The organism is Rhodoplanes elegans, assembly GCF_016653355.1.
In the GTDB taxonomy this organism is placed as follows: Bacteria; Pseudomonadota; Alphaproteobacteria; order Rhizobiales; family Xanthobacteraceae; genus Rhodoplanes; species Rhodoplanes elegans.
On record NZ_NHSK01000231.1, the window covers coordinates 1 to 15,955 of the forward strand.

Genomic DNA, 15,955 nt, shown 5'->3' on the forward strand with positions numbered 1-15,955 from the left:
ACGAGCTGGCGGATCTGTGCGAGCAGGTCGGCGGCGACGTGCAGGAGGTGGCGCGCGGCATCGGCCTCGACAACCGCATCGGCTCGAAGTTCCTGCATGCCGGGCCGGGCTACGGCGGCTCGTGCTTCCCGAAGGACACGCTGGCGCTGATCAAGACCGCGCAGGACAACGGCACACCGCTGCGCATTGTCGAGACGGTCGCGGCCGTCAACGACCAGAGGAAGCGGGCGATGGCCCGCAAGGTCGCGGCGGCGCTCGGCGGGTCGGTGCGCGAGAAGACCATCGCGGTGCTGGGCCTCACCTTCAAGCCGAACACCGACGACATGCGTGACGCGCCGTCGATCCCGCTGGTGACGGCGTTCAACGACATGGGCGCCAAGGTGCGGGCCTACGACCCGGCCGGCATGGAGCAGGCGAAGCGCGACCTCGATGGCCTCGTCACCTTCTGCGCCAACGCCTACGAGTGTGCGCAGGGCGCCGACGCGGTGGTCATCGTCACCGAGTGGGAGCAGTTCCGCGCCCTCGACCTCGAGCGGCTCAAGAGCGCGATGCGCCAGCCCGTGATGGTCGACCTGCGCAACGTCTACCGTGCGGACGAGATGGCGGCGGCGGGCTTCGCCTATACGAGCATCGGCCGCGCCGCCCCGCGGGGATGAATCGCCGAAGCCGCGTGCCCCGGACAAGGCGCGTCAGGCCGCAGGCCTGATGCGCCGCAGAGCCGGGGCCCAGGGGCCGCACGGTCGTCACTTGGTTTGATCGCCCCTGGGTCCCGGGCCACGGCGCGATGCGCCGCGCCCGGGACACGAGGCATGTCTGGGACGCTCCGCGTGGGCACGCACGGCGCTCCGCGCCCTGCCCACGCTGCAGGGGACTGCCGTGATCAGCAGGCCGCCTGGCCGCAGCGGGTGAGATTGATCTTCTGCTGCAGGGCGCCGCGGCCGACGGCGCCGACCACGACGTCGGCGTTCGCGCCGGCACCGATCACGTAGCTCGGCGTGCCGTTGAGGCCGAGCGCCTCGGCGAGCCGCAGGCTCTCCTCCAGGCTCGCGCGCACCTCGTCGCTGCCCATGTCACGCTCGATGCGGGCGACGTCGAGGCCGGCCTCCTTGGCAGCGGCGAGTGCCTTCGCCTTGTCGGCCTGGCCGCGGCCGTTCAAGAGGCGCTGGTGGAAGTCGAAGTACTTCTTGCCCGACTTGTCCTGCAGGCGCACCGCGGCCGCGACCCGGGCCGCCTCGATCGAGCCCTCGCCCAGCACCGGGAACTCCTTGAGCACGACGCGCAGCTTGGGGTCGGCCTGCATCAGCCCCTGGAGGTCGTTGAGCGCGCGCTTGCAGTAGCCGCAGTTGTAGTCGAAGAACTCGACCAGGGTGACGTCGCCCTGCGGATTGCCGACGACGACGTGACGGGGCGAGTTGAACAGCGCGTCGGAGTGCTTCTGCACCGCGAGCTTGGCCTTCTCGGCCTCGGCGACCGCCTGCTTCTTCTCCAGCTCGGCCAGCACCTCCTGCAGGAGCTCCGGGTTCTTGAGCAGATAGTCGCGCACGATCTGCTCGATCTCGCCGCGCTGCGGTGCCGAGAAGCCTTGGGCGGCGAGCGGCGCGGCGAGCGCCGGCAGGAGAGCGGCGGCGATCGCGAGCGCACGCAGGGGGCGGAACGGCATCGGGAGATCCTTTTCGAGTTTATTGGCGTCGGCCGCCGGCCTCGGTGGGTGGGCGATAGCTGGCGATGTCGTCGGCCTTGACCCAGCCGGGCGAGCCGACCGGCAGGCGCTCCTTCGCCCGCAGGGCGAGCTGGCGGGCCGTGCGGGTGTCGCCGCGGGCCATCGCGGCCTGGGCGGCGGCGAGGTCGGCCTGGGCGATGTCGCCCTTCTGGCCATAGGCCTTGGCGAGCTGGGCGTAGCCGTCGGCGATGTCGGGATCGGCGACGAGGGCCTGGCGCAGATAGGCGATGGCGTCGTCGGCCGCCTTCTTGTCGTTGGTGGCGATCAGCGCCTGGGCGAGCATCACCTGGATGAGCAGCGGGTTCGGGGCGCCGGCAACGGCGCGGCGCAGCGGCGCCACCGCCTCGGCGGCCCGGCCCGACTCGAGCAGCACCTGGCCCTTCAGCTCGTAGAAATAGGGATTGTTGGGCTGCGTCTGGATCAGCCCGTCGATCTGGGCGAGCGCCTGGCGCAGGTCGCTGTGCTTGTAGGTCGAGATGGCGCGGGCGTAGCGGGCCGGCAGGCTCTGGTCGGAGAGCGGATAGCGGCGCGCCACCACGCCCGGCTGGTCGAGGAAGCCGGAGAGCTTCGCCCGCATCATGTCGTGGCGGAGCTGCAGCTCCGGCGAGTCCTTCTTGTCCCAGTACTGGGTGCGGCCGATCTCCTGGAGCGCGGCGATGCGCTCGCGCGGCATCGGATGCGACATCAGGTAGGGGTCGGCGCCCTGCGCGGCGAACAGCTGCTGGTCGGAGAAGCGCTTGAAGGTCTCGACCATGCCGCGGGCCGACTGGCCCGTCTCGGTGAGGAATTTGACGCCGGCCCGGTCGGCCTGCTCCTCGTGCTGGCGCTGATAGGCGAGCAGCGAGCGCTGGATCATCGCCGACGGCGCGGCGATCGCCACGGCGGCCGGGTTGCCGCCGACCTGGCTCGAGCGGGCGCCGGCCGCGACCGCGCCGAGGCCGAGCAGCATCGTGATGATGGCGATGGTGCTGGCGTTGGAGAGCTCGGTGCGCAGCTTGGCGAGATGGCCGCCGGCGATGTGGCCGGTCTCGTGCGCCAGGACGCCGATGATCTGGTTCGGCGTCTGCGAGTCCATCAGGGCGCCGGCGTTCACGAAGATGCGGCGGCCGTCCATCACGAACGCGTTGAAGGCGCGGTCGTTGATGATGATGACCTTGATGTTCTGCTGGGTGAGCCCGGCCGCCTTGAGGATCGGCCGCGTGTAGTCGCGCAGCACCTGCTCGATCTCGGCGTCGCGGATCAGCGGCATGCGCTGAGCCGCCGCCGGGGTCGGGATGGTCGTCGCGGCGACCGCGCAGGCGACCGCCGCCGCGACGGCGCGGGGCGCCCGCAGGATCAGCCGGCGCTCGGACCCGGGCCGGCGCTTGACAGGGTCGCTCGCTGCGCTCATTCGAACCGGTGCTTGGCCGCCACCGTCAGGATACGCGGGTGGCCGGGCGATCCACAACGGGCCGTGACGCGACCCGGTCGCGCCCAACAACCTGCAGAATGCGGCAACAGCGCGGCGCCACCGGCCGTGCCACCACGACCCATCAGACATCGCATCCGAGGCCGCCTCCGCGCCGCCGTCGTATGCGATTCGCCGAAATCGTCCGAGGCTTTTCATGACATCCGACCGCGCCCGCCTGTGCCTGCCGTCGGCGCGCAGCGACGTTCCCGCCTTCATGGTCATGGACGTGATGTCCGCCGCGGCCCGCCTGGAGCAGGCCGGCCGCCACGTCGTCCACATGGAGGTCGGCCAGCCGGAGGCGCCGGCCCCCTCGACCGCGCTCGCCGCCGCCCGCGCGGCGCTGTCCGGCAGCGGCGCCGCGCTCGGCTACACCGAGAGCCTCGGCATCCCGAGCCTGCGCGAGCGCATCGCCCGCCATTACGCCGAGACCTACGGCGAGGCCGTGGACCCTTCGAGCGTGCTGGTGACCACCGGCTCGTCGGCCGCCTTCGTGCTCGCCTTCCTGGCCCTGCTGGAGCCGGGCGACCGGGTGGCGCTCTCGGTGCCGGCCTATCCGCCCTATCGCCACATCCTCACCGCGCTCGGCTGCGTGCCGGTGCTGATCCGCACCGGGCCGGAGGCGCGCTACGCGATGACCCCGGAGGCGCTGCTCGCCGCCCATCGCGAGGCGCCGCTCAAGGCCGTGCTGATCGCCTCGCCGGCGAACCCGACCGGAACGATGATGACGCCTGATGCGCTGGCCGCCCTGATCGCCACCGCGGAGGACGCCGGCATCGCGGTGATCTCGGACGAGATCTATCACGGGCTCGACTACGCCTTCCCGGCGACGACGGCGTTGACGACGTCGCGCAAGACCGTGGTGATCAACTCGTTCTCGAAGTACTTCTGCATGACCGGGTGGCGGGTCGGCTGGATCGTCGCGCCGGACGCGCTGGTGCGGCCGATGGAGCGGCTCCACCAGAACCTCGCCATCTCGGTGCCGACCCTGTCGCAGGTCGCCGCCGAGGCGGCGTTCGACGGGCGCGCCGAGATGGAGGCCGTCAAGGCCGGCTATGCGCGCAACCGCGAGATCCTCACCACCGGCCTGCCGGCCTGCGGCCTCGACCGCTTCCTGCCGGTCGACGGCGCGTTCTACCTGTATGCCGACGTCTCCGCCTTCACGCCGGACAGCCACGCCTTCGCCCGCGCCCTCCTGGAAGAGGCCGGCGTCGCCGCGACCCCGGGGCTCGACTTCGACCCCGACGAGGGCCACCGCTGGGTGCGCTTCTCCTACGCCCGCTCGCAAGCCGACATGATCGAGGCGGTCGCCCGCATCGGGCGCTGGCTGAAAGGGACGGGGTAGGGGCGCGATCACTCGGTCCGCCGCACCGACCGTGTCTTGCGGGCCGCGTGCAGGGCGAGCCACTTCGCTCGGACGGTTTCGAACAACGCACGGGGCAGATGGCCGAAGGCGATGCTCGCCCCATCGCCTCGGACTGCGGGCCGCAGGTCCGGTCCGGGCCATGTGAACCGGTTGGCCTCGTCGATCACGATCCAGGACGGCTCCTCGTCGAGACCGAGCCGACGCTTGGTCGCGGCCGGTATCGCGACGGCCAGGGCGAGATCGTCCGGCGGTCGGTGCGTGATGGGCAGGACGACGACTTGGGTCTATCCAGCCATGTCGACCACCGAGAGCAGGACGGCGCAGGGCCGGTCTTTCACGCCCTCGTCGCGTCCGGCGAGATGCTCACGACGCCACAGATAGGCATAGCGGATCACGAGCCCCGAGACGGGTCTCGGGATATCCATTCACGTCTCGACCTCGTGGTCGAACGCCGCCGCGTCCGCAGCCGGCGCGGCGAGGCGGACCGCCTCGGCGTCCGCATCGGAAAAATCCTCGACGCCGAGCACCTCGCGGTCGCGCCGCTTCAGGCGACGGTACTCATCTGCCGAGATCATCACGGTCCGATCCCGGCCGTCGCGGGTCACGACCACGGGCTCACGGAGCGCGACGTCCTCGTAGCGCTCCACCTCCCTGCCGAAGTCCTTGGAGGACACCCGGATCATCCTCGGTCACCTCGTGGAATGGGTCGATATGACTATAACGCGGGATCGCGCGTCCGACCACGTCCCGTGCTACGCGGTCGATCATGTTGATGTCGTCCGGCCCCCTCCTGATCGGCCTTGCCGCGGCAGTCGTCGCCGTCCTCGGGCTGCGCTGGATCCTGCACCGGGCGCTGTTGCGGGGCCTGCGGGCGCCGCGGGTGCCGCACGACTGCGGGCCGCTCGATCTCGGCCTGCCGGCGGACTGCGTGCGGGAGCTTTCGATCGAAGGCCCGCGCGACAAGCGCCTGTTCGCTTGGCTCGTGACGCCCGACCCGACGCCTGACGCCAAAGGGAACGCTCCCGGCGACGCCCCCGGCGATGCGGCCACCGGCTCGCCGTGCGACGTGGCCGTTTCGCCGCTCCATCCGGCCGTGCTGGTGATGCACGGCTGGGGCTCCAACGCCGCCATGATGCTGCCCGTGGTCGCGCCACTGCGCGCCGCCGGATTCGCCGTGCTGCTCGTCGACGCGCGCTGCCACGGCCGCAGCGACGACGAGGACTTCGCCTCGATGCCGCGCTTCGCCGAGGACATCGCGGCCGGCCTCGGCGTCCTGCGCGCGCAGCCCGGGATCGCCGCCGACAGGATCGCGCTGATCGGCCACTCGGTCGGGGCGGGCGCGGCGCTGCTCGCCGCCTGCCGGGACCCGGCCGTGACGGCCGTGGTCAGCGTCTCGGCCTTCGCCCATCCGGGCGAGATCATGCGGGGCTGGCTGGCGCGGGCCCGCATCCCCTATCCGGTGATCGGGTGGTACCTGCTGCGCCATGTCGAGCGCACCATCGGGGCGCGCTTCGCCGACATCGCGCCGGTCGCGACGATCCGGCGGGTCGGCTGCCCGGTGCTCGTGGTGCACGGCCGGCACGACACGACGGTGCCGTTCGCCGACGCCGAGCGGCTCGTCGCCGCCGGAACGCAGGCGACCCTTCTCGCGATCGACGGCGATCACGACCTGCGCGATGCGCTCGGGCCGCACGCCGCCGCCGTGGCGGCGTTCCTGGTCGCCGCCTGCTCGACCGAGCCGCGGGCGATCACGTCCACGCGATCCGGCATGGCGGCCGCCGGGCTTGCCTGATCGTCGCGAACGGCGCAGCCTTCGGCCGTCGAAGACCACCGGCGCAGCAGACGCCGGGGACGAGGAAACGCCTGTCCGCCGAACCGTGCGCCCGTTCGCGGCGCCCGGCCGTCGTGACGCTCTCCAAGGAGAACTCATGTCGATCCGAACCATGCTGCTCGGCGTGGCCCTGGCCGGTCTCGCCGCCTTCGGCGTGTCGGCCCAGACGCCGGCCCCCGCGTCGCCACCGGCCTCTGCGCCCGCGCCCGCGCCCGTCACGGGCGAGTATGTGGTGAGCTACATCGAGGTGGCGCCCGACAAGGCGGCCGAAGGGCTCGCCCTGGTGAAGGAGCTGAAGGCGACGGCGCTGAAGCATCCGGGCGTCGTCGGCGTCACGGCACTGCAGCGCACCACGCATCCGCATCACTTCGCCCTGCTGGAGCGCTGGTCCGACGACGCGGCGCGCGCCGCCCATGCCGCGATGGCGGATGTGAAGGCGCTGCGCGACAAGCTCGCCGCCATCGCGGCCGCCCCGTATGACGAGCGGCCGCATCGTCCGCATGCGGTCGGCGACGCGAAGCCGTCGGCGGACGGCGGCCTGTGGGCCGTCACCCATGTCGACTTCATCCCGACCGAGCGGACGCAGGGCGAGGCGATGGTGAAGACGCTGGCCGAGGCCAGCCGCGGCAGCGCCGGCAACCTTCGCTTCGACGGGCTCACCCAGGCGAGCCGGCCGAACCATTTCACGCTCGTCGAGGTGTGGGTCGACCCGAAGGCGTGGGAAGGCCACACGACGGCGGCCGCGACCAGGCAGTTCCGCACCGACCTCCTGCCCCGCAGCGGCAGCCTCTACGACGAGCGGCTCTATCGCGCCGTCGAGTGATCGCGGCCGCGGCCGCGTCGATCTCCGCCTCGGCGTTCTCCCTGAACGCGGCCCATGGCCTCCGCCAGAGCCGCGTTCACCGGATGCTAACCATAATCGTCGATTGTCGGTGATCACCGGGACCACCAGGGGGCCGGACCACGATCCGCTGGCCGCTCATAATCGAGCCCCTTCGGCTCCGCCGACAGTCCGCGTGCCGCGCCGGACTCGGCTGGGCGACCGGCACCGCGAGCGCCCTTGCTCTCGCCGTGGGCCTGGAGCTGGCCGGCGTAACGGCCGCCCGTGCCGACTGCACGCCGGCGGCCGCGAGTGGCGTCACCGCCGTCTGTACCGGGACCACCAACAATCAAGGCGGCGGCGCCCCGGGCACCAGCGCCGGCTTTTCTGGCTACGGGACCGGGACCGAGACGGGCCTCACGATCGTGGTGCCGGCCGGATCCGGCAATACGCTCACGGGCGCCGACTTCGGCGTCTTCGCCGCCGGCGCCACGCTGACGGTGGGGTCCGATGCGGTCGTCAGCGGCGGTCAGGACGGGGTCTTCGTCACGGGGCGTGCCACCGTCAACAACGCCGGCAACATCCTCGGGACCGGTGGAGCCGCCAGCACCGGCATTCGGGGCGACTCCCTGACCGTGACCAACAGCGGCGTGATCGCGTCGGCCGGGGGCGGGATCCTCGCGACCGGCGCGGCGACGGTCGTCAATTCCGGTCGCATCGCCGCCTCGGGCCTCGGCATCCAGACGGGTGGCACGCTCGACCTCGTCAACACGGGTTCGATCATCGGCTGGAGCGGCATCATCACGGGCGGAGCGGCGACCATCGTCAACGCCGCCGGCGCCACGATCGGCGGTTCGGGGGGCGCGATCATGCCCGGCGCCGGCACGTCGATCTACAACTCGGGAACGATCTTCGCCGCCACGGCGATCCAGTTCACGGGCGGCGGCAATACGCTGACCCTGGCACCCGGGTCGACGATCTACGGCAACGTGATCGGCGGCAGCGGAAATACGCTGCGGCTCGGCGGGGCGAGCGGGACCGGCAGCTTCGACGTCTCGCAGCTCGGCAGCGGCGCCACCCAGACGTTTCAGAACTTCGGCACGCTGTCGAAGATCGACGGCTCGACCTGGACCCTGACCGGCACCGGCAGCGCGTTCACCGGGGCCGTCATGGTGAGCGGCGGCCTGCTCGCCGTCGACGGCGACATCCACACGGCGAGCGGCGTCACGGTCCAGTCGGGCGGCACGCTCGGCGGCACCGGCGTGCTGCCGTCGACCGTCGTCGAGGCGGGCGGCGTGCTGGCGCCGGGCAACTCGGTCGGCGCCATCACGGTCGCCGGCACTCTGACGTTCGGGTCCGGATCGATCTACCGGGTCGAGCTGAACACCGCGGGCCAGTCGGACAAGGTCGTGGTGACCGGCGCCGCGGCCCTCGGCGGCACCCTGCAGTTGGTCGGTGCGGCAGGCACGGCCGCTGCCCAGACCACGATCCTGAGCGCGGCGAGCATCACCGGGACGTTCTCGGCCGTCACCAGCACCTACGCGTTCCTGACCCCGGTCCTGACCTACGGCGCCGCCGATGTCGGCCTCAGCCTGACCCGCAACGCCGTCGCCTTCGCGCGGGTGGCCCGCACGCCGAACCAGCACGCCGTCGCGACCGCGTTCGATGCGAGCCCGGCGACGAGCCCGTCGGCGAACCCGGCCGCGGCCCGGCTGGTGCAGGCGGTGGTGTCGCTGACCGAGGACCAGGCGCGCGAGGCCTACGACCAGCTCTCCGGCGAGGTCCATGCCGCCACGGCGGGCGCCTTGATCGACGAGAGCGTGCAGGTCCGCTCGTCGATTCTGGGCCGGCTGCGCCAAGCCACGGCGGCCGACATGCCGGGCGTCCGGGCCCTGTCGCTCGGGGGGCCGCAGACGGCGCAGGCCAATGTCGACGCCGCGAGGTCGGCGCTCGCCTTCGCGCCGCCTCGCGATGCCGCGTCACCGCCCGGCGCCGCCGTCGACCGGCGCGGGCCCGTCTACTGGGCGCAGAGCTACGGCAGCTGGGGCCGCTTCGACGGCGACGGCAACGGCACGGCATTGGCGCATCGCACCGCCGGGGTGTTGACCGGGGTCGACGCCCGCCTCGGGGTCGCCGGCCGGTTCGGCTTCGCCGCCGGCTATGCCGGCTCCCGCACGTCCACCAGCCGGGGGACCGCCGACATCGACAGCGGCCAGATCGCCGCCTATGGCGGCTGGCACGCCGGCGCCCTGGCGCTGCGCGGCGGCGCGGTCGTCGCGGTGCACGGCATCGCCACCGACCGCGACGCGCGCTTCGCGGGCTGGTCCGAGCGGATCAAGGCGTCCTACCAGGCGGGCTCGGCCCAGGCGTTCGGCGAGGTCGGATACGGGCTCGGTTTCGGTCCCCTCGCGGTCGAGCCGTTCGTCGGCGCCGCCTGGGTTCGATGGGCGACCACCGGGTTCCGCGAGGCCGGTGGTGACGCCGCGCTATGGGCGAGCGCGAATGCCGTCGAGGTCGGATACACGACCCTCGGCCTGCGGGCCGCGACCCTGATTCCGCTCGGTGCCACGATCCTGGTGCCGCGCGCGACAGTGGGCTGGCAGCACGCGCTCGGAGACGTGACACCTGATCTCGACCTCGCCTTCCAGGCGACCGGCGCCGGGTTCAGCGTGACGCGGGTGCCGATCGCGCGCGACGCGTTGCTGGCCGAGGCCGGTGTCGATGTCATCCTGTCGCCGGCCGTCAGCATCGGCGCCGCCTATGCGGGGCAGATCGGCGCCGCGGTGAAGGATCACGGCGTCAAAGGCCGCTTCGCCTGGCGGTTCTGATCACGAAGGGCCTCGATCACGTGGACCTGGCCGGCCCCGCCATTCGCGGCGGGGCGGCGCGATGCCGATCGCGGACGTGATCAGTTGTGCTTCTTCACCCAGATGTTCAACGACTGCCAGTTCTGCGCCGCGTTGATCCGGGCCCGCTCCCACGGGTCGACGAAGCCGTCGGAGCGGGCCTGCATCTTCATCGCCTGGATCTGCTGCTGCTTCTGCAGGAGCTGGGCGGTCTCGCCATAGGTCAGCTGGCCGCTCTGCACGCCCTGGAAGATGCGCTGACCCTGGCGGGCCTGGCGGTCGTCGATCGGGCCGGCCATCGCGGCCGAGGCGGTGGCGACGAGGGCGCCGGTGATCACGAGGGTCTTCAGGAGGCGGGTGGTCGGGACGAGGGTCGCAAAGAGTGTCATGGCACGCTCCTCTGGTCGGGGTTTCGGGCATTCGCCCCGGAGACGGCGTGTCTTGCAGGGGCTTCGACCATTGGGGCGTGCAGGGAGCGTTCAGGTTCGTCTCGCGAACCAAAATATTCGATGAATAATCAGTCAGATAGCGGGCGAGATCGCGGCGTTTCAGGCGGATTTTGCACGGCCCGCCAGGCCGGCGCGGCAGGGCCGTTCAGCACGCCATTCCGGCGTCGATCGCGGCCTTCGCGAGCCCGATGGCATCGTCGCGCGAGGGCGCGTCGGCCGAGGTCGTGAAGGCGTCGAGATCGGCGCTCGCCGTCGTCGCCGCGGCCGCATCGGCGCGCCGCACCACGGCGCGCCACAGCCCGGGGGCCCGCTCGAACGGCGCGATCACGTAGCCGGCGTGGGTGGTCTCGTCCGGGATCGTCTTGGGCGAGGTCGCATCGGGGTCTGGGATCATGGCAGCCTCCGCTCTCCGATCGTCAATCGGGGCGGGCGCCCGCGGTTCCGGCCAACGACCGCCCCGACTGGCCAGGGTCGCCGTCGGCGCGCGATCGCCGGAGTATGGTTCCAGCCCGAGATCGGTGGCGCCCCTCGGCGCGAGGCGGAGCCGAGGCCGGGTTTCGACCGTGCCGCAGGCGCGCGCCGCGCCGCGGCTCGTGGAATTTTCTCTTCCGTCGGCGTGGGCAGTGACCGGCTTCTCCGCCGAAGCAGCAAATAACGAAGGCGTTCGCGTTGTCGCGCCGGCAGGCGTGCCGCATGCTCGTCGCCATGACCGCGAGCCTCGCCCCGCTTCTCGACGTCCCGACCCGCATCGCGCGCGGCCTCTCGGGGCTTGGTCGCTCGCTCAAGTCCCTGTCCGTCGGCTTCGTGCGCGACTGGACGCTCGGGATCTGGATGATCTCGTGGAACAGCGACCTTCAGGGCACGCTGCGCCACGACGGCGCGCAATGGCGCCTCGATTGGCTGGAGTCCGCCGATCCGCGGCTCGCCTCCTTCGCGGGCCCGCGCCCCGGCGCGTCGCTCGACGACATCGCCGCCGACTTGCACCGTCACCTCGCCGCGGCCGGCCTGCCTGTCTCGGTGCCAGCCGCCAGCCTGCGCATCGAAGCCGTGCCGGTGTTCTGAGGGCCGTCGGCCGATCTGGAGACATGTTGCTCCTCGGCCTCGTGTCCCGGGCACGGCGCGCTGCGCCGCGATCCGGGACCCAGGGGCGATCAGGCGCTGTGCATCCCGTGCTGCTCGTCGTGCCGCCGCTGGGCCCCGGCTCTGCGGCGCATCAGGCCTGCGGCCTGCCGCGCCTTGTCCGGGGCACGAGGCCGAGCACCGGGAGAGTCGTTTCGTCTCTTGCCGTGCCCGTGCTCGTCGTCACAACTGGGCGCCGTCGAGCGCGCTGGTCGGCTGCGGCCGGACGCGATCGAGGATCGCCTGGACGAGGCGCTCGGCCGCGATCTCCGGGGCGATCTCGTCGGTCGGCAGCACCAGGCCCGGCGCGAGCGGCGGCTCGTAGGGCTGGTCGCGGCCGGTGAAGTTGACGATCCGGCCGGCATCCGCCTTGGCGTAGAGGCCCTTGGGATCGCGCAGCCGGCACGTCTCCGGGCTCGCGTCGACGAACACCTCCAGGAACCGATCGGGCCCGAACAGGGCCGCCACCTTGTCGCGGTCGGCGCGGAACGGCGACACCAGCGACACCAGCACGATCAGCCCGGCGTCGGTCATCAGCTTCGCGACCTCCCCGACGCGCCGAACGTTCTCGGCCCGCGACGCCGCGTCGAAGCCGAGATCGACGTTGAGGCCCTGGCGGACATTGTCGCCGTCGAGCAGCATGGTGTGATGGCCGAGCGCGACGAGGCGGCGCTCCACCAGATCCGCGATGGTCGACTTGCCCGAGCCGGGCAGGCCGGTGAGCCACACGGCGAGCGGGCGCTGCGCCTTGACGAAGGCGCGCAGCGACGGCTGCACGGCGCCCGCATGGACATGCACGTCGCGCGCCGCGCCGAGCGGCCCCGCCACGAGGCCGGCCGCGGCGGTCGCGTGCGTCGCGCGGTCGATCAGGATGAAGGCGCCGGTCGAGCGGTTCTCGGCATAGGGATCGATCGCCACCGGCACGGCGGTCTCGACATGCACGCGGCCGATGGCGTTGAGCGCGAGGCGATCGGCCGGCACCCGGTCGAGGCTCGCGAGATCGAGCCGGTCGGCGATGCGCGTGATGGTCGCCGCGACAGTCGCGGTGCCGATCTTGAGGCGATAGTTGTGGCCCGCCTCGATCTCCTCGTCGGTCATCCACACGAGATCGGCGGCGAAGCGGCGCGTCACGGTGGGCCGCGCCCGCGGCGGCACCAGCACGTCGCCGCGGCCGATGTCGATCTCGTCCGTGAAGGTGAGCGTCACGGCGTCGCCGGCGCTCGCGACGTCGCGATCGCCGTCCATGGTGACGATGCGGGCGACGCGTGTCGTCCGGCCCGAGGCGGCGACGACGAGCGGGTCGCCGACCGCGATGCGGCCGCTCGCGACCGTGCCCGCGGCGCCGCGAAAGTCGGCGTTCGGCCGGCTCACCCACTGCACGGGGAAGCGGAGATCGGCCTCGGTCTCGTCGGCGATCGGGATCGTCTCGAGATGATCGAGCAGCGTCGGGCCGTCGAACCAGGGGGCGTTCGCGCTCGGCCGCACGACATTGTCGCCGAAGCGCGCCGACAGCGGGATCGGCGTCACCACGCGGAAGCCGAGCGGCGCCGCGAAGTCGCGGAAACCCGCCACCAGCTCGGCGAAGCGGAGCTGCGACCAGCCGACCAGATCCATCTTGTTGATCGCGAGCACGACGTGGCGGATGCCGAGCAGCGACACGATGGCGGCGTGCCGCCGGGTCTGCTCCAGAAGGCCCTTGCGCGCGTCGACCAGCAGCACGGCGAGATCCGAGGTCGAGGCGCCGGTCGCCATGTTGCGCGTGTACTGCGCGTGCCCGGGCGTGTCGGCGACCACGAAGGCGCGCCGCCCGGTCGAGAAGAACCGGTACGCGACGTCGATCGTGATGCCCTGCTCGCGCTCCGCCTCCAGCCCGTCGAGCAGCAGCGCGAAGTCGACGTCCTCGCCCGTGGTGCCGAAGCGGCGGCTGTCGCGCGTCACCGTGGCGAGCTGATCGTCGAGGATGCCCTGCGCCTCGTGCAGCAGGCGGCCGATCAGCGTCGACTTGCCGTCGTCGACCGAGCCGCAGGTGATTAAGCGCAGCGCGCCGCGCGCCCGAACGGGAAGGGTCTCGCCGGCAGGAGCCGCGACGGCGGGCACCGCCGCCACGGCGGATCGGAGAGCGGTCGGCATCAGAAGTATCCCTCGCGCTTCTTGGCTTCCATCGAGGCCTGCACGGCGCTGTCGACCAGCCGGCCGTTGCGCTCGGAGACGCGTGATCCGACGATCTCGGCGATGATGCCGTCCAGATCGGCGGCGTCCGACTCGACCGCGCCGGTCAGCGGCCAGCAGCCGAGCGTGCGGAAGCGCACCCGGCGCGTCTCGAGCCGCTCGTCCGGCCGCCAGCGCATCCGCTCGTCGTCGACGACCAGGAGTGCGCCGTCGCGCACCACCACGCTGCGCTCCGCGGCGAGATAGAGCGGCACGATCGGGATGCTCTCGGCGCGGATGTAGTCCCATACGTCGAGCTCGGTCCAGTTGGAGAGCGGGAACACCCGCATCGAGTCGCCCGGCGCGAGCCGCGTGTTGAACAGCCGCCACAGCTCGGGCCGCTGGTTGCGCGGATCCCAGACATGGCCCCGCCGGTGCGAGAAGATGCGCTCCTTGGCGCGCGCCTTCTCCTCGTCGCGTCGCGCCCCGCCGAAGGCGGCGTCGAAGCCGTGCGCGTCGAGCGCGGTCTTCAGCGCCTCGGTCAGCATCAGGCGCGAGTACTCGCCCGTCTCGGTGTCGAAGGGATTCACGCCGGCGGCGGCCGCCTCGGCGTTGGTGTGGACCAGGAGATCGAGCCCGTAGGTCGCGGCCATGCGGTCGCGATGGATGATGACGTCGCGAAAATCCCAGCCCGAGGCGATGTGCAGGAGCGGGAAGGGCGGCCGGCCGGGGAAGAACGCCTTGCGGGCGATGTGCAGCATCACCGAGGAGTCCTTGCCGACCGAGTAGAGCATCACCGGGTTGCGGAACTCGGCCGCCACCTCGCGCATGATGAAGATCGCCTCGGCCTCGAGCTTTTTCAGATGCGGCGAGAGGCGTGAGCGCGGCTCCGTTGCCGGGGGCCGCTCCGCCGTGGGCGGCTCGGGACGGCGTTCGGCGAGGCTTTCGGCGGCACGCATGGCGACCCTCAGGAGAACGCGGCGGAGACGCGCCGCCACGGGCGGTCGTCCGGCCTTGTTTCGGACGCCTCGGCCGAGGCGGGCTGATAATGACGGCGGACCGCGACGATGCGCTTCTCGCGCAAGGCCTCGATCGTGCCGGGATGGGTGACGTCGAAGGCGTCGAAGCCGGCGCGCAGCATCAGCGCGATCTGGTCGCGCAGGACGTCGCCGGTCGCGCGGATTTCGCCGGCGAAGCCATGCCGGTCGCGCAGCAGGCGCGCGAGCGAGTAGGGACGGCCGTCCGTGTATTTGGGGAACCTGATCACGACGAGGGCGAGGCGCGGTAGGTCCGCGACGATCTCGTCGAGCGTGTCGCCGGCCGTCAGCACGACGCCGATCGCGTCGTTGCGCCGCCCTAGCGTTTCCCGCTCGGCCAGGTACTGGGCCTTCGGCAATGCGATCTTGCCGGTCGCCGGCAGCGGGCCGTCGTCGACCGGGATTTGCCAGTCGTCGTCGACGAAGCGGCCATTTCGGAACAGTGGCATGATCAGGAGTCCGTGCTTGCGGTGGCGCCGGCGCGCCGCATGTGCAGTCCGCATTCGGTCTTTTCAGAACCGCGCCAACGGCCGGCGCGGCCATCCTCGCCGGCATCGACCGGTGACGTGCACGGCACGCAGCCGATCGACGGGTAGCCCTGCGCGGCGAGTGGATGCTCGGGCAGATCGTGGGCGCGGCGATAGGCGGCGGCGTCGGCCGCGGTCCACGCGGCGAGCGGATTGATCTTCAGGCGCGCGCCATCCCACTCGGCCGTGGCGATCGCCGCGCGGCTGGCGCCCTGGTCGCGACGCCGGCCGTTGAGCCACGCCGCGAAGGGCGCGATCGCCTGCTCGAACGGCGCGACTTTTCGAAAGGCGCAGCAGGCGTCGGGATCAGTCTCCGCGAGAGACAGATCGGGGTCGAACCGCATGATCTGCTGGGCGTCCGGTCTCACGATGCGCACGTCGGTCAGCCCGAGCCGCGCCACCAGCGTGTCGCGATAGCGAAGCGTCTCCGGAAACAGCCGCAGCGTGTCGACGAACACCACCGGCGTCGAAGAATCGACCTGCGCGACCATGTGCAGCAGCACGGCCGCGTCCGCCCCGAAGGACGAGACGAGCGCGATGCGGCCGGCGAACTCTTGCAGCGCCGCGTGGACGATCGCCTGGGGCATGGCACTGGCCCACGCGGCGGCGAGGCTTTCGGCGGCGCTGCTGCCCCCCACCCCCGAC

At 72.0% G+C, this 15,955-nt stretch carries 17 protein-coding genes; 6 read left to right on the forward strand and 11 right to left on the reverse strand.

Features of this window, described 5'->3' with window-relative positions; all coding sequences use genetic code 11:
- Positions 1–656, forward strand: a 656-nt coding sequence (locus CCR97_RS26030; RefSeq protein ID WP_201160015.1) for a nucleotide sugar dehydrogenase, incomplete at its 5' end; no start/stop codon positions are given.
- A gap of 224 nt (positions 657–880) precedes the next feature.
- On the opposite strand, the gene CCR97_RS26035 is transcribed toward CCR97_RS26030, so the two are convergent.
- Both CCR97_RS26035 and CCR97_RS26040 read right to left on the reverse strand, forming a co-directional pair.
- Positions 881–1,660 (reverse strand): DsbA family protein, encoded by a 780-nt coding sequence (locus CCR97_RS26035; RefSeq protein WP_111359328.1) that lies wholly within the window; start codon positions 1,658–1,660, stop codon positions 881–883.
- A 19-nt stretch (positions 1,661–1,679) separates the two neighbouring features.
- Positions 1,680–3,110: a M48 family metalloprotease gene (locus CCR97_RS26040; RefSeq protein ID WP_111359329.1), complete on the reverse strand. Its 1,431-nt coding sequence runs from the start codon at positions 3,108–3,110 to the stop codon at positions 1,680–1,682.
- Between the two features lie 214 nt (positions 3,111–3,324).
- On the opposite strand from CCR97_RS26040, the gene CCR97_RS26045 reads away from it, so the two are divergent.
- On the forward strand, positions 3,325–4,512 hold the full coding sequence (locus tag CCR97_RS26045) for a pyridoxal phosphate-dependent aminotransferase (protein ID WP_111359330.1): 1,188 nt from the start codon (positions 3,325–3,327) through the stop codon (positions 4,510–4,512).
- An 8-nt stretch (positions 4,513–4,520) separates the two neighbouring features.
- On the opposite strand, the gene CCR97_RS32405 is transcribed toward CCR97_RS26045, so the two are convergent.
- From CCR97_RS32405 to CCR97_RS26055, 3 genes are all read right to left on the reverse strand, one after another.
- Positions 4,521–4,700, reverse strand: coding sequence for a hypothetical protein (locus CCR97_RS32405; protein WP_338049139.1), 180 nt, complete (start codon positions 4,698–4,700; stop codon positions 4,521–4,523).
- A 117-nt stretch (positions 4,701–4,817) separates the two neighbouring features.
- A complete protein-coding gene (locus CCR97_RS32410; RefSeq protein WP_338049140.1) occupies positions 4,818–4,958 on the reverse strand; it encodes a hypothetical protein in 141 nt (46 codons plus the stop codon).
- Positions 4,959–5,216, reverse strand: coding sequence for a type II toxin-antitoxin system Phd/YefM family antitoxin (locus tag CCR97_RS26055; RefSeq protein WP_111359331.1), 258 nt, complete (start codon positions 5,214–5,216; stop codon positions 4,959–4,961). It lies immediately after the preceding gene.
- Between the two features lie 89 nt (positions 5,217–5,305).
- On the opposite strand from CCR97_RS26055, the gene CCR97_RS26060 reads away from it, so the two are divergent.
- The 3 genes from CCR97_RS26060 to CCR97_RS26070 all read left to right on the forward strand — a co-directional run bounded on the left by CCR97_RS26060 (position 5,306) and on the right by CCR97_RS26070 (position 10,012).
- Positions 5,306–6,325, forward strand: coding sequence for an alpha/beta hydrolase (locus CCR97_RS26060; protein WP_111359332.1), 1,020 nt, complete (start codon positions 5,306–5,308; stop codon positions 6,323–6,325).
- A 136-nt stretch (positions 6,326–6,461) separates the two neighbouring features.
- Complete coding sequence (locus CCR97_RS26065) at positions 6,462–7,187, forward strand: putative quinol monooxygenase (RefSeq protein ID WP_201160016.1); 726 nt, start codon at positions 6,462–6,464, stop codon at positions 7,185–7,187.
- A 248-nt stretch (positions 7,188–7,435) separates the two neighbouring features.
- A complete protein-coding gene (locus CCR97_RS26070; protein ID WP_111355455.1) occupies positions 7,436–10,012 on the forward strand; it encodes an autotransporter outer membrane beta-barrel domain-containing protein in 2,577 nt (858 codons plus the stop codon).
- 80 nt (positions 10,013–10,092) lie between these two features.
- On the opposite strand, the gene CCR97_RS26075 is transcribed toward CCR97_RS26070, so the two are convergent.
- Together CCR97_RS26075 and CCR97_RS26080 are read right to left on the reverse strand one after the other, a co-directional pair.
- Complete coding sequence (locus CCR97_RS26075) at positions 10,093–10,419, reverse strand: hypothetical protein (RefSeq protein WP_244670673.1); 327 nt, start codon at positions 10,417–10,419, stop codon at positions 10,093–10,095.
- A gap of 205 nt (positions 10,420–10,624) precedes the next feature.
- Entirely contained in the window at positions 10,625–10,873 is a 249-nt protein-coding gene (locus CCR97_RS26080; RefSeq protein WP_111355456.1) for a hypothetical protein, read from the reverse strand.
- 299 nt (positions 10,874–11,172) lie between these two features.
- Between CCR97_RS26080 and CCR97_RS26085 the strand changes: the two genes are divergently transcribed.
- Positions 11,173–11,541 (forward strand): hypothetical protein, encoded by a 369-nt coding sequence (locus tag CCR97_RS26085; protein WP_170145681.1) that lies wholly within the window; start codon positions 11,173–11,175, stop codon positions 11,539–11,541.
- Positions 11,542–11,781: 240 nt separating this feature from the next.
- On the opposite strand, the gene cysN is transcribed toward CCR97_RS26085, so the two are convergent.
- The 4 genes from cysN to CCR97_RS26105 are packed head-to-tail and all read right to left on the reverse strand — an operon-like array spanning position 11,782 to position 15,948.
- Entirely contained in the window at positions 11,782–13,728 is a 1,947-nt protein-coding gene (gene cysN, locus CCR97_RS26090; protein WP_111355458.1) for a sulfate adenylyltransferase subunit CysN, read from the reverse strand.
- Positions 13,728–14,705, reverse strand: a complete 978-nt coding sequence (gene cysD / locus CCR97_RS26095) for a sulfate adenylyltransferase subunit CysD (RefSeq protein ID WP_111355482.1) — start codon at positions 14,703–14,705, stop codon at positions 13,728–13,730. Before cysD ends, cysN begins: the two co-directional genes overlap by 1 nt.
- Before the next feature lie 8 nt (positions 14,706–14,713).
- Positions 14,714–15,232 carry a DUF934 domain-containing protein gene (locus CCR97_RS26100; RefSeq protein WP_111355459.1) on the reverse strand — a complete coding sequence of 173 codons (519 nt, stop codon included), beginning with the start codon at positions 15,230–15,232 and terminating at the stop codon, positions 14,714–14,716.
- A 2-nt stretch (positions 15,233–15,234) separates the two neighbouring features.
- Positions 15,235–15,948, reverse strand: a complete 714-nt coding sequence (locus tag CCR97_RS26105) for a phosphoadenylyl-sulfate reductase (protein WP_201160017.1) — start codon at positions 15,946–15,948, stop codon at positions 15,235–15,237.
- Positions 15,949–15,955 lie beyond the last annotated feature (7 nt).